Annotated in this window: 11 protein-coding genes; 2 read left to right on the top strand and 9 right to left on the bottom strand. The window is 73.8% G+C overall.

Annotation, left to right across the window (positions count from 1 at the left end; translation table 11 throughout):
* Positions 1 to 22 precede the first annotated feature (22 nt).
* From ACYVDA_RS02045 to ACYVDA_RS02005, 9 genes are all read right to left on the bottom strand, one after another.
* A complete protein-coding gene (locus ACYVDA_RS02045; protein WP_460814465.1) occupies positions 23 to 676 on the bottom strand; it encodes an HAD-IA family hydrolase in 654 nt (217 codons plus the stop codon).
* A 137-nt stretch (positions 677 to 813) separates the two neighbouring features.
* The gene (paaI, locus tag ACYVDA_RS02040) at positions 814 to 1,272 is read right to left on the bottom strand and encodes a hydroxyphenylacetyl-CoA thioesterase PaaI (RefSeq protein WP_460814461.1); all 459 of its coding nucleotides are present in this window, start codon (positions 1,270 to 1,272) and stop codon (positions 814 to 816) included.
* A 32-nt stretch (positions 1,273 to 1,304) separates the two neighbouring features.
* The gene (gene paaK, locus ACYVDA_RS02035) at positions 1,305 to 2,612 is read right to left on the bottom strand and encodes a phenylacetate--CoA ligase PaaK (protein ID WP_460814458.1); all 1,308 of its coding nucleotides are present in this window, start codon (positions 2,610 to 2,612) and stop codon (positions 1,305 to 1,307) included.
* A gap of 20 nt (positions 2,613 to 2,632) precedes the next feature.
* Positions 2,633 to 3,091, bottom strand: coding sequence for a hypothetical protein (locus tag ACYVDA_RS02030; protein ID WP_460814455.1), 459 nt, complete (start codon positions 3,089 to 3,091; stop codon positions 2,633 to 2,635).
* Positions 3,092 to 3,388: 297 nt separating this feature from the next.
* The gene (locus ACYVDA_RS02025; RefSeq protein WP_460814453.1) at positions 3,389 to 4,420 is read right to left on the bottom strand and encodes an alcohol dehydrogenase catalytic domain-containing protein; all 1,032 of its coding nucleotides are present in this window, start codon (positions 4,418 to 4,420) and stop codon (positions 3,389 to 3,391) included.
* Complete coding sequence (locus tag ACYVDA_RS02020) at positions 4,417 to 5,040, bottom strand: DUF1349 domain-containing protein (RefSeq protein WP_460814450.1); 624 nt, start codon at positions 5,038 to 5,040, stop codon at positions 4,417 to 4,419. Before ACYVDA_RS02020 ends, ACYVDA_RS02025 begins: the two co-directional genes overlap by 4 nt.
* A complete protein-coding gene (locus tag ACYVDA_RS02015; RefSeq protein WP_460814447.1) occupies positions 5,037 to 7,295 on the bottom strand; it encodes a glycoside hydrolase family 3 C-terminal domain-containing protein in 2,259 nt (752 codons plus the stop codon). Before ACYVDA_RS02015 ends, ACYVDA_RS02020 begins: the two co-directional genes overlap by 4 nt.
* A gap of 70 nt (positions 7,296 to 7,365) precedes the next feature.
* On the bottom strand, positions 7,366 to 8,439 hold the full coding sequence (locus ACYVDA_RS02010) for a glycosyltransferase (RefSeq protein WP_460814445.1): 1,074 nt from the start codon (positions 8,437 to 8,439) through the stop codon (positions 7,366 to 7,368).
* Positions 8,432 to 9,031 carry a TetR/AcrR family transcriptional regulator gene (locus tag ACYVDA_RS02005; protein WP_460814442.1) on the bottom strand — a complete coding sequence of 200 codons (600 nt, stop codon included), beginning with the start codon at positions 9,029 to 9,031 and terminating at the stop codon, positions 8,432 to 8,434. Before ACYVDA_RS02005 ends, ACYVDA_RS02010 begins: the two co-directional genes overlap by 8 nt.
* Before the next feature lie 134 nt (positions 9,032 to 9,165).
* On the opposite strand from ACYVDA_RS02005, the gene ACYVDA_RS02000 reads away from it, so the two are divergent.
* Both ACYVDA_RS02000 and ACYVDA_RS01995 read left to right on the top strand, forming a co-directional pair.
* Positions 9,166 to 9,930: an HAD family hydrolase gene (locus tag ACYVDA_RS02000; protein ID WP_460814439.1), complete on the top strand. Its 765-nt coding sequence runs from the start codon at positions 9,166 to 9,168 to the stop codon at positions 9,928 to 9,930.
* Between the two features lie 26 nt (positions 9,931 to 9,956).
* Positions 9,957 to 12,467 carry a glycoside hydrolase family 65 protein gene (locus ACYVDA_RS01995; RefSeq protein ID WP_460815064.1) on the top strand — a complete coding sequence of 837 codons (2,511 nt, stop codon included), beginning with the start codon at positions 9,957 to 9,959 and terminating at the stop codon, positions 12,465 to 12,467.
* Positions 12,468 to 12,494 lie beyond the last annotated feature (27 nt).

Genomic DNA, 12,494 nt, shown 5'->3' with positions numbered 1-12,494 from the left:
GCGACGCGGGGTCAGGGTGCGTTCAGTCGCGGGCGACGACCTCGAGGCGCACGCCGCCCGGCGCCCCCGCCCCGCGCACCTCGCGCAGGTCGACCACCTCGACCCACGCGCCGGGCGTGCCCGCGGGGAGGCTGACGCCGACCACCCGGGCGCCGGCCGCGTTGCCGGCCTCGACGCCGGCGGGGGCGTCCTCGAGCACGACGCAGGCCGACGGGTCGACGCCGAGGCCGCGCGCGGCCGCGAGGTAGGGGTCGGGCGCGGGCTTCCCGGCGTCGACGTCGTCGGCGGTGACCAGGACGCGCGGCAGCGGCAGGCCGGCCGCCTCGAGCCGGGCGATCGCGAGCGGGCGGATCGCGGAGGTCGCGACGGCCCACGGTGCGTCACCCAGCGAGGTCAGCAGGTCCAGCGCCCCGGGCATCGCCGTGCACGCCGAGGCGGTCTCGAGCTCGAGGTCGTTGATCCGCCCGGAGGCGGCCGCGACGTCGTCCGCGGGCAGCAGCAGCGCGATCGTGTCGGCGGCCCGACGGCCGTGGATCATCGGCAGGACCGTCGCCGGGTCCTGGTCGTGCTCGGCGCACCACCGGGTCCAGGCCAGGTCGCCGGCCTCGGTGGAGTCCACGAGGACGCCGTCGTTGTCGAAGAGCAGGGCGGCGACCGTGGTCGGGGAGGAGGGCACGGGTCCAGCCTCCCAGCAGCGTCGCGCGCCGTCGTGGGCCGGGCATGGATCCGCCCCGGTGAGGGTCGCCCACCGGGGCGGTTGTGCAGCATTCAACATCATCAGGCTGACGTCCGGCTGACGGGGGCCGCGTGGCGTCAGGACCGGTCCAGACCGGCGATCGGGCGTCCCAGGCTGCGGCTGCGGCCCCGGAACTCGGCGACCACCACCGGTTCGCGCTCTGCGCCCGGCTCGGGGGCGCGGTGGACGGTCACGTCGTACACGCCCGAGCGGCCGCGCAGGGCCCGCTCCCGCGCCGTGGCGACCAGCCGGTCCCCCAGGCGGCCCGGCTCCAGGATGGTGATGTCGAAGCCCGCACCCACCGTCAACGTCCCGCGCGAGTTGCAGGCCACGGCGAACGCGCTGTCGGCCAGGGTCGCGATCAGTCCGCCGTGGCAGGTGCCCCAGCCGTTGACCATGTCGGGGCGCACGGTCATCTCGACCACGCCGCTCCCCGGGCCGTACGCCGACACCACCATCCCCAGCATCGCGCTCGCGGCGTCGTCGGCCCACATCGCCTCCACCGAGCGGCGGGCCAGCTCGTCCGGTTCGCTCACGGGGTCGCTCACCGGGTCGCTCACGGGGTCGCTCACCGGTTCGGCCGCCGGTCCACGATCCGCCGCATCTTGCCCACCGAACGCTCGACGGTGTCGGGGTCGACCACGTCGACGGCCACGCTCACCCCGATCCGGTCCTTGACCTGCCGCTGGAGCTCGACCCCGGCGGCCCGGGCCTCGGCCAGCGGGGTGTGGGCCCGCCGCTCGACCAGCACCGTGAGGGAGTCCAGGGTGCCCTCGCGGTCGAGCAGGCACTGGAAGTGCGGCGACAGCTCGCGGGTGGCCAGGATCAGCTCCTCGATCTGGGTCGGGAACAGGTTGACCCCGCGCAGGATGATCATGTCGTCGGTGCGCCCGGTGATCTTCTCCATCCGCCGCATCGTGCGGGCGGTCCCGGGCAGCAGCCGGGTCAGGTCGCGGGTGCGGTAGCGCAGCACGGGCATCGCCTGCTTGGTCAGCGAGGTGAGGACCAGCTCACCCTCCTCGCCGTCGGGCAGCACCTCCAGGGTCACCGGGTCGATCACCTCGGGGTAGAAGTGGTCCTCCCACACGTGCAGCCCGTCCTTGGTCTCGACGCACTCGTTCGCCACGCCGGGCCCCATCACCTCCGAGAGCCCGTAGATGTCGACCGCGTGCATGTCGAGCCGCTGCTCCATCTCGCGGCGCATGTCGTCGGTCCAGGGCTCGGCGCCGAAGATGCCGACCTGGAGCGACGTACGCCGTGGGTCGATGCCCTGGCGCTCCATCTCCTCGACGATCGCGAGCATGTAGGACGGCGTCACCATGATCACCTCGGGCTCGAAGTCGGTGATCAGCTGCACCTGCCGCTCGGTCATCCCGCCGCTGACCGGGACCACGGTGCAGCCCAGCCGCTCGGCCCCGTAGTGCGCCCCGAGCCCACCGGTGAACAGCCCGTAGCCGTAGGCGTTGTGCAGCACCATCCCCGCGCGTCCGCCCGAGGCCCGGATGCTGCGGGCCATCACGGTGGACCAGACGTCGAGGTCGTCGCGGGTGTAGCCGACCACGGTCGGCTTGCCGGTCGTCCCGGACGAGGCGTGCACCCGGACCACCTGCTCGCGCGGCACCGCGAACATCCCGAACGGGTAGTTCGCCCGCAGGTCGGCCTTGGTGGTCAGCGGCAGCGTGGCCAGGTCCGCCAGCTCGCGCACGTCGTCGGGGTGCACGCCGGCCGCGTCCAGCGCCGAGCGGTAGTGCGGCACGTGCTCGTAGGCGTGCCGCACGCTCCACCGCAGCCGCTCGGTCTGCAGTGCCCGGAGCTCGTCGACCGAGGCCCGCTCGATCGGGTCGAGCTCCTCGGGCCGGGGGGTCAGGTCCCGCACGGTGCCTCCTGGGGTTTCGTTCAGCTGGTCGGGTGGACGGGGCGCACGGACGGTCGGGGGCACGCGCCACGGCCGGCGCGGACCACGACGTCCCGGGCGTCCTGCTGGACGACCAGGTGCCGGTGCCGCGAGACCAGGCAGTACGCCGACGCGTGACCGCGCACCCGGTAGAACCCGAGACCGACCCCCGTGGGCAACCCGGGGGTGTACTGCGCCTCGCCCGTGCGGTCCTGCACGTGCAGGTTCCCCGAGGCGTCGGTGTACAGCTTCTGGGGCGGGCTCCACCCGGCGCCACCGGAGGGCCCCAGGGCGCGGTCCAGCATGCTCCGACCCTGGGTGAGCCGGTACTCCTCGCTCACCACGGTCGCGGCCCTGCTGCGGGGCGTCACCGCGGCCAGGATCGCCACGACGGCCGCCACGGCGACCAGCGTCGCCAGCACACCGACGAGCACCGGGTGCTGCTCACGGATCCTCCGCACGGGGTCCCCTCTCCTCGGCTCGCTGCCGCCAGTCTCGCCGTACGCCGCCCCCACCGGAACCCGCCCGCCCGTGCGAATGTTGCCCATGGGACGAGAGGGGCGCCCTGATCGACGCTGGCGCCACATCCCCACGAGGACGATGCGAATGTTGCCGGTGGGACCTGCGCTCCCGCCTGGGGGCCGGGCCGGTCGTCACATTGGCATCGACATCCCGTGCGAACGTGGCCCGCGGGACTCGGGGTGAGCGGGGGGCCGACCTCAGCAGCAACATTCGCAGAGCGGACGGAGCCCCACCACCTACAGCTCCACCACGGTGATGCCCGCGGCCGCGGAGGGGTCGTCGAGGGCGGCCAGGGCGGCGGGGGCGTCGTCGAGGCCGATCACCTCGCCGACCAGGCACCGGGGGTCGAGGGTGCCGGCGGAGATCATCGCCATCATGGCGGGGTACTCACCGGCCGGCATGCCGTGCGACCCGAAGACCTGGAGCTCGCGGGAGACCACCAGGTCCATCGGGAGTCCCGCGCGGGCCGCGTCGCCGAGCAGCAGCCCGACCTGCACGTGGCGACCGCGACGGCGCAGCGAGGCCACCGAGGCGGCCGCGACGGCCGGGTGGCCCACGGCGTCGAGGGAGACGTGGGGCCCGCCGTCGGTGAGGTCCTGCAGGTGCGGGACGAGGTCGAGGCCCACCGGGTCGACGACCTCGGCCCCCAGCTCGGCCGCCCGCCGTCGGGCCTCGGCGCCCGGGTCGACCGCCAGCACCCGGGCCCCCAGCGCGGCGGCGATCATCACCGCCGACAGGCCGGCCCCGCCGCAGCCGTGGACCACGACGGTCTGACCCTGCTCGACCCGGCCGTGGGTCATCAGCGCCCGGAACGACGTCGCGAACCGGCAGCCGAGCGACGCCGCCGCCACCAGGTCCACGGAGTCGGGGACGCGGACGACGTTGGCGTCCGCGGCGGGTACGGCGACCTGCTGGGCCCACGAGCCGGGGAAGGTGAACCCGGGCTGCTGCTGGTCGGGGCACACCTGCTGGTCGCCGGCCCGGCAGAACGCGCAGCGACCGCAGCCGAGCACGAACGGGACGGTCACCCGGTCCCCGACCGACCACCGGGAGACCGACGATCCCACCGCGGCGACCGTGCCGGCGAGCTCGTGGCCCGGCGTCATCGGCAGCGGCACCGGGTCGTGCCCGCGCCAGGCGTGCCAGTCCGAGCGGCACACCCCGGTCGCACCGACCCGGACGACCACGCCGTCCTCGGGGCAGGCGGGCTCGGGGACGTCGCGCACCTCGGGGGTGGCTCCGTAGGCGTCGTAGACCACGGCTCTCATCGACGGATCTCCTCGGTGGGGGGCTCGTGGGTCGCCGGGTGCAGCTCGGTGTCGGCGTCGCCGGGGGCGACGGAGGTGAAGCGGACCCGCAGGGGCGGGCCGTCGGCGGCGCGGTCGGGGGCGGCGGCGAACGGGCCGGCCGACGCGCTCGCGTGGGGCCAGGGCGCCAGCCGGACCAGCCGCCAGGGCCCGCCGTCGGCACGGGCGCGCACCAGCAGCGCGCCGCGGGTCCAGGACACCCGCACGGTCACGGTGGCACCGAGCCACTCGGGCACGGCCCCGCAGGACCAGTCGCTCACACCGTCGGTGACCACCGCCCCGAGCTGGGCCACGCCATCGCTGAGCTCGAGGCCGGCCTTGACCCAGTGCCGGGCGTCGGCACGGACGAGCAGACCGGCCTGGTCGTACTGGTGCTCCAGGTCGGCCACGAACGTCACCTCCAGCGACCGCCCGTCCTCGAAGGCGCCGAGCAGCGCGTGGCCGGAGTCGCGCTCGAAGCCGTAGTAGGTGACCCGCCAGAAGTCGCTGCCGCCGACGCAGGTCACCACCATCCCGTCGTCGTCCTCGGTCACCGCCGCCGGCGGGGACGTCCAGGAGCTGCCCTGCAGGAGCAGGCTCACCGCTGCAGACCCGCGAGCAGCTCGTCGAGCCGGTCCGGGGTGAGGCCGCCCATGCCGAAGACGGCGAGCGTCTCCACCGGCATCGTCCCGATGACCTGCAGCAGCCCGGGCTCGACCTCGTGGCCGGCGAGCAGCTCACGTCCGCGCGGGTCGGCCAGCCACTCGTGCAACGTGGAGCCGGCGCCCAGCGGGGGCGCCACCGAGGGCGCGTCGAGGCTCACCGTGAGGGCGTGCGGCAGGTCGCGCGAGGAGGTGCCGACGTGCACCACGAAGTCACCGGCCTCGACGACCCAGCGGCCCAGGCGCACCGACCAGTAGGAGAAGGCCCGCTGGTCGAGCTCGATCGCGACCTCGCGGGTCTCGCCGGGGTCGACGTGCACGCGCTCGAACCCCTTCAGCTCCCGCGGGGGTCGGGTCACCGACGCGTCGGGCGCCGCGACGTAGACCTGGACGACCTCGGCACCGGCGACGTCACCGGTGTTGGTGACGGGCACCCGCACCGTGACCGCCAGGTCGCCGTCGACGACGGACCCGGTGACCGACGAGGCCGGCGAGCCCAGGGCGAACGTCGTGTAGGACAGCCCGAACCCGAACGGGTGCCCGACCTCGACGTCGGCGGCGTCGAGACCGCGGTAGCCGACGAAGACGCCCTCGCCGTACCTCACCACCTGCGAGTCGCCGGGGAAGGTGAGGTACGACGGGCTGTCCTGCAGCCGCAGCAGCACCGTCTCGGCCAGCTTGCCCGAGGGGTTGACCGCCCCGGTGAGCACGTCGGCGAGCCCGCCGCCGGCCGCCTGACCGCCGAGCCAGCACTCCACCACGGCGTCGGTCAGGTGCTCCCACGGCGCGGTGCGCACCACGGACCCGTTGGCCAGCACGACCACGACCCGCCCGGCCGCCTCCGACGCCGCCCGGGCGACCGCCTCCAGCAGCGCGACCTGGTCGGCGGGCAGGTCGACGTCGGTGCGGTCGAAGCCCTCGGACTCCGCCGCGTCGGGCAGGCCCAGGAACAGCACGGTGACCTGGGCCGAGCGCGCGAGGGCGACGGCGCCGGCGACCAGGCGCTCCGCGGAGCCGGAGCCGGTGGGGTCGACGGTGTCGGCGGTGTCGGCGGTCTCACCGAGCTCGAAACCCGGCGCGAACGGGACGTCGTCGCCCAGGGCGGCCCGGAGCTCCTCGAGCGGCACGTCGACCCGGGTCGGCTCGACCTGGGAGCTGCCGGCGCCCTGGAAGCGCGGCCGGGCCGCGAAGGCACCCACGACGGCCACCGAGGTGCGGGGGGCGAGCGGCAGCACGTCGCCCTCGTTGCGCAGCAGCACCACCGAGGCGGCGGCGGCGCGACGGGCGAGCGCGTGGTGCTCGTCGTACTCCTCCGCCGGCGGGCCGGCCTGCAGCACCGGCTGCGCCTGGTCGACCAGCCGCAGGACCCGGCGCACGCCGGCGTCCAGGACCGCCTCGGGCAGCGCGCCCGAGCGCACGGCGTCCACGACGGCGACGTCGCTGCGCCCGATCGCCGGTGGCATCTCCAGGTCGAGCCCCGCGGCCAACGCGGCGACCCGGTCGTGGACGGCGCCCCAGTCCGACATCACCAGGCCCTCGAAGCCCCACTCCTCGCGCAGCACCCGGGTCAGCAGCCAGCGGTGCTCCGAGGCGTAGGTGCCGTTGACCTTGTTGTAGGCGCACATCACCGTCCACGGCTGCGCCGCCGTCACCACCCGCTCGAACGCGGGCAGGTAGATCTCGCGCAGCGTGCGCTCGTCGACCTCGGCGCTGACCCGGAGCCGGTCGTCCTCCTGGTTGTTGGCCGCGAAGTGCTTGAGCGAGGTCCCGACCCCCTGGGCCTGGATCGCGGCGACCATCGCGGTGGCGAGCTCGCCGGCGAGGAACGGGTCCTCCGACAGGTACTCGAAGTTGCGCCCGCACAGCGGCGAGCGCTTGATGTTGATGCCGGGCCCGAGCACGACCGAGACGCCCTGCACGCGGGCCTCCTGGGCGATCGCCGAGCCGACCTCGCCCACCAGCGAGCGGTCCCAGGACGAGGCCAGCGCGCTGGCGGTCGGGAAGCAGGTCGCCGGGACGCTGCCGCCGATGCCCGCGTGGTCGGCCTCCTCGGGCTGGAGCCGCAGCCCGTGCGGCCCGTCGGCCACCGTGATCGGCCCGATCCCCACCCGCTCGTTCGTCGCGGTGTGCCAGAAGTCGCCGCCCAGCACGAGCGACGCCTTCTCCTCCAGGGTGAGCTCGTCGATCTGGTCCACGGTGACCTCCAGCTGGCGAACGGATCTGCCCGGGTCCCATCGTGACCCGGACCACCGACGCTAGCCGGACCTACGGACGGACCGCCTGCTCGACGAGGTCGGCCGCGGTGGCGGTGCCGCGCTGCTCCCGGATGCGCTCCCCCAGGCGGGCCGCGGCGTCACGGTGGGGGCCGTCGCCCAGCAACTGCTCGACCACCGGAGCCAGCCGGTCCGCGGGTGACCGCTTGCCCATCCTCCGCCCGGCCCCGCTGCGCTGCACCGCACTGCCGACCATCGGCTGGTCGAGCATCGGGTGCAGCGGCAGCACCAGGACCGGCACGTCGTGGGCCAGGGCCGCCATCGTGGTCGCGTGGCCGCCGTGCCCGACCAGCAGACCCACGCGGCCCAGCACCTCGCCGTGCGGCAGCCACCGGTGCACCTCGACGGAGTCCGGCACGCGCAGGTCGTCCGGGTCGGTGGCGGGTCCGGTGGTGACCACGCCCGCGACGCCCAGCGTGCCCAGTGCGTCGAGGACCCGTTGCAGGGTCTCGGTCTGTCCGGGGAAGCCGAAGGTGCTCAGGCTGACCAGGACGCGCTGGTCATGCGCCCGGCCGGGGACCCCGTCCACCGCGGGACCGGTCCACACGCGGCCGGGCCTCCCCGCCGCGGGGTCGAGGTCGGGCGAGCTGACCACCAGGCGGGCGCGGGCGCCGGCCAGCAGCCGCTCGGGCCGCAGGCCGACCATCCGCAGACCGAGGCCGATCGGGCCGCGCAGGAAGGAGGTCAGGTAGGCGTCGAAGAAGTGCTCGAGCGCGACGTACGGCACCCCGGCCTCGGCCAGCGCGTGCATCACGCCCGGGAGGAGGCAGTCGACGACCACGAGGTCGGCGCCCTGCTCGGCCACGACCTCGAGCACGTCCTGGCCCTTGCCGCGGTCCCCGAACAGGCGCACGAACCCGGGGGGCGACTGGCGCTCCAGGGGCGCGAACGGCCGCCCCCGGCGGTACGCCGTGAAGGGCAGCCCGGCTCCCGCCACGGTCATCGCCTGGTCCTGGTGCCCGACCACCCGGACGCCGTGACCGCGTCGCTGCAGCTCCACCCCCACGTTGAGCAGGGGTGGCACGTTGCCACCGCCGTCCCACGTCACCAGCACGATCTCAGCCATCCTCTGCCTCCTTGCTCGTCGGCCCGGCCAGGACGGCCGCGACCAGGGTCCTCATGCGGGCTTCGGTGACCGCGCGCGAGTGCCTGCGGTCGCGGCGCAGCAGCTTCCAGGTGAAGAGGTCCGTGGCCACGACCAGCAGGTCCAGGCGGGTGCCGTCGTCCTCGTCGAGATACGGCGCGAACACCTCGCGCACCCAGGTACGGTGCACCTCCCGGCCCGACCCCGTGATCGAGCGCACCATCGCGTCGGTCGACTCCTGGGCCAGGAGCAGCAGGACGAGGTCGCCGCGCACCTCGTAGTGGTCCACCACGACGCGAACCGCCGCCTCGACGTCTCCGACCGGGGTCTGGCGCTCCTCCCGGATCTCGGCCCGGGCGAACTCCCGGGTCGCCTCCAGCAGTCCGTCGCGGCTGCCGAACTGACGCAGCAGCGTCTGCACGCTCACCCCGGCCCGGCCGGCCACCGCCTCGAGGGTGATGTCGCGCATCAGGTGGTCGTGGCTGAGCTCGAAGGTCGCCCGCATCAGCCGGGTGCGGGTCTCGGCGACCGCCGCGGCCCGGGCGGTCATCGTGTAGCGGCGCGTAGATTTCATGGTAGTTCCAGGTAACGCCGAATCACGATTCACGTCAAGGTCCACTTACGCGAAACTGTGTCCAGCGCAACCACCGCGGTGACGTCGTGCACATGCGGTCCGCGCAGGGGGTCGCGAACGCCTACCCTCTTCGGGTGGAGACAAACCGCGTCGACTGGGCTAGCACAGCCGCCGTCCTGTTCGACCTCGACGGCGTGGTGACCCCCACCGCCGAGGTCCACATGCGCGCCTGGTCGGAGATGTTCAACGCCTTCCTCTCCGGTGAGGACACCGGCGGCGGCGACCGGTCGGCGTACGACGACGCGGACTACTTCGCCCACGTCGACGGCAAGCCGCGCTACGACGGCGTGCGCGACTTCCTCGCCAGCCGCGGGATCGAGCTCCCCGAGGGTCCAGATGAAGGGGCGGCCGACCTCCCAGAGGCCACCGTCAAGGGCCTGGGCGACCGCAAGAACGACGCCTTCAACGAGGTGCTCGAGCGCGACGGCGTGGAGGCCTACCCCGGCTCCGTCGCCCTGCTCGACCACCTGCGCGACCTCGGCCTGCCGCTGGCCGTGGTCTCCTCCTCCGCCAACGCCCCCGCCGTCCTGGAGGCCGCGGGTCTCGCCGACCGGTTCGGCATCGTGGTGTCCGGCCGCGTGGCCACGGAGCGGGGCCTGCCCGGCAAGCCCGCCCCCGACACCTTCCTCCACGCCGCGGAGCAGCTCGGCGCCGACGCGGCCCGGAGCGTGGTCCTCGAGGACGCCGTCTCCGGCGTGCGCGCGGGAGCCGCCGGGCACTTCGGCGTGGTGGTCGGCGTCGACCGCGGCGTGGGTGCGCAGACGCTGCTCGACGCCGGCGCGACCCTGGTCGTCGACGACCTGGCCGAGCTGGTGCCCGCCACGGGTGACGCGTCGTGAACAAGAAGCAGCAGGTCGTGAACCCGATGGACCGCGGCCGGTTCCCGACCGACCCGTGGTGCCTGCGCGAGACGACGTACCGCGTCGACGACCTCGGCACCACCGAGACCCTGTTCAGCGTCGGCAACGGCTACCTCGGCATGCGCGGCAACCCCGACGAGGGGCGCGACGCGATCGCCCACGGCACCTTCATCAACGGCTTTCACGAGACCTGGCCGATCCGGCACGCGGAGGCGGCCTTCGGGTTCGCCCGCACCGGCCAGACGATCGTGAACGTCCCCGACGCCAAGCTGATGAAGGTCTACGTCGACGACGAGCCGCTGATCCTGGGCACCGCCGACCTGGAGAGCTACGAGCGCACGCTGGACTTCCGCGACGGCGTGCTGCGCCGCTGCCTGGTGTGGCGCACGCCGTCGGGCAAGCTGGTCAAGGTCGAGTCGACCCGGATGGTCTCGATGACCCAGCGGCACCTCGCGGTGCTCTCGCTGGAGGTCACGATGCTCGAGGGCGACGCCCCGATCGTGATCTCCTCCCAGCTGCTGAACCGCCAGGACGGCGAGGACGAGTACCACGTCCCCTACGAGGCGATGGGCGAGGGCACCGACCCCCGCAAGGCCGCGGCGTTCGACGAGCGGGTGCTGCTGCCGCGCCACCACTACGCCCGCGAGGACCGGATGATGCTCGGCTACCGCACCGCGCGGTCGCAGATGACCATCGCGGTGGCCGCCGACCACGTCCTGCACACCGACGACGAGCACGAGCTGATCGTGCGCGGCGAGGAGGACCTCGCCAAGGCCGTCTACCGGATCGAGGCCACCGAGGGCAGGACGGTGCGCCTGGACAAGCTGGTGGCCTACCACTCCTCCCGCGGCGTCCCCGTGCGCGAGCTCTCCGACCGCTGCGACCGCACGCTGGACCGCGCGCAGCGGCAGACGGCCGGTCACTACCTGACCGAGCAGCGGGCGTGGTTCGACCGGTTCTGGGAGACCAGCGACGTCGAGATCGACGGCGACGACGCACTCCAGCAGGCCACCCGCTTCAACCTGTTCACGATCGCGCAGGCCAGCGCCCGGGCCGACCGCCAGGGTGTGCCGGCCAAGGGCGTGACGGGGTCGGGCTACGAGGGTCACTACTTCTGGGACACCGAGGTCTACGTCGTCCCGTTCCTGGCCTTCACCCAGCCCCAGGTCGCGCGCAACCTGCTGCACTTCCGCAACCGGATGCTGCCCGCGGCCCGGCAGCGGGCCCGCGAGATGGCGCAGAGCGGCGCCCTCTTCCCGTGGCGCACGATCAACGGCGAGGAGGCCTCGGCGTACTACGCGGCCGGCTCCGCGCAGATGCACATCAACGCCGACATCGCCTACGCCCTGATGCAGTACGTCGGCGCGACCAACGACGTGCAGTTCCTGGTGCGCGACGGCGTCGACCTGCTCGTCGAGACCGCGCGGATGTGGGCCGAGCTGGGGTTCTGGCGCACCAACGGGCAGCCCACCTTCCACATCCACGGCGTCACCGGGCCCGACGAGTACACGACGGTCGTGAACAACAACCTGTTCACCAACGTGATGGCGCGGTTCAACCTCGAGCGTGCGGCCGTCGTCGTGGAGCAGATCCAGGAGCGCCTGCCCGAGGCCTACGAGAAGCTCGTGCACCGCCTCGGTCTGAGCGGGTGCGAGGTCGCGGAGTGGAAGCGCTGCGCCGCGGGGATGACGATCCCGTTCGACGAGGGCCTCGGCATCCACCCGCAGGACGACTTCTTCCTCGACCGCGAGGTCTGGGACCTCTCGCGAACGCCGGCCGAGAACCGGCCGCTGATGCTGCACTACCACCCGCTGGTGATCTACCGGTTCCAGGTGCTCAAGCAGGCCGACGTCGTGCTCGCGATGTTCCTGCACGGCGACCGGTTCACGGACGCGGAGAAGAAGGCCAACTTCGAGTACTACGACCCGATCACGACCGGCGACTCGACGCTGTCCGCGGTCGTGCAGTCGATCATGGCGGCCGAGGTCGGCTACCACGAGGCCGCGATGGACTACTTCCGCCGAGCGGCGTACGTCGACCTCGCGGACCTGCACGGCAACACCGTCGACGGCCTGCACATCGCCTCGGCCGGGGGCGTCTGGAGCGCGCTGGCCTTCGGGTTCGCCGGCATGGGCGACCGCAACGGCCGGCTCTCCTTCGAGCCCCGCCTGCCCGCCGGGTGGAACGCCCTGAGGCTGCGGGTCGCCTGGCGCGGCACCCGGCTGCTGGTCGACCTGACGCAGGACGCGATCACCTTCACCGTCCTGGAGCAGGGCGCCGAGCCCGAGGTCCGGGTGCGCGTCCACGGCGAGGTCCACGTCGTCGGCGACGAGCCGGTCCGCGTCCCGCTGGCCGACCAGGGCCCGCGCCACGACGGTCTGCTCGGCGAGAAGCCGCAGGTCGGCGGCACCCGCGCCGACGGCACCAAGATCACCGCCGGTGTCCCCGAGCCGATGGTCTTCGAGGAGGAGACCCCCGTCTGGGAGCTGCCCCCGCACCCCGCCGTCGGCGCCTGACAGTCCTCGTCGGTCGAGCAGGGCCGA

The sequence above is a fragment of the Nocardioides korecus genome (genome assembly GCF_054778395.1).
Note: the sequence above shows the minus strand (reverse complement) of the source record. Positions and strands in the feature narration are given on the sequence as shown.

Bases quoted from the DNA above. Each gene is read 5' to 3' on its own strand.
- ACYVDA_RS02025 (WP_460814453.1), bottom strand. From the start codon at position 4,420: ATGAGAGCCGTGGTCTACGACGCCTACGGAGCCACCCCCGAGGTGCGC.
- ACYVDA_RS02010 (WP_460814445.1), bottom strand. From the start codon at position 8,439: ATGGCTGAGATCGTGCTGGTGACGTGGGACGGCGGTGGCAACGTGCCA.
- ACYVDA_RS02005 (WP_460814442.1), bottom strand. From the start codon at position 9,031: ATGAAATCTACGCGCCGCTACACGATGACCGCCCGGGCCGCGGCGGTC.
- ACYVDA_RS01995 (WP_460815064.1), top strand. From the start codon at position 9,957: ATGGACCGCGGCCGGTTCCCGACCGACCCGTGGTGCCTGCGCGAGACG.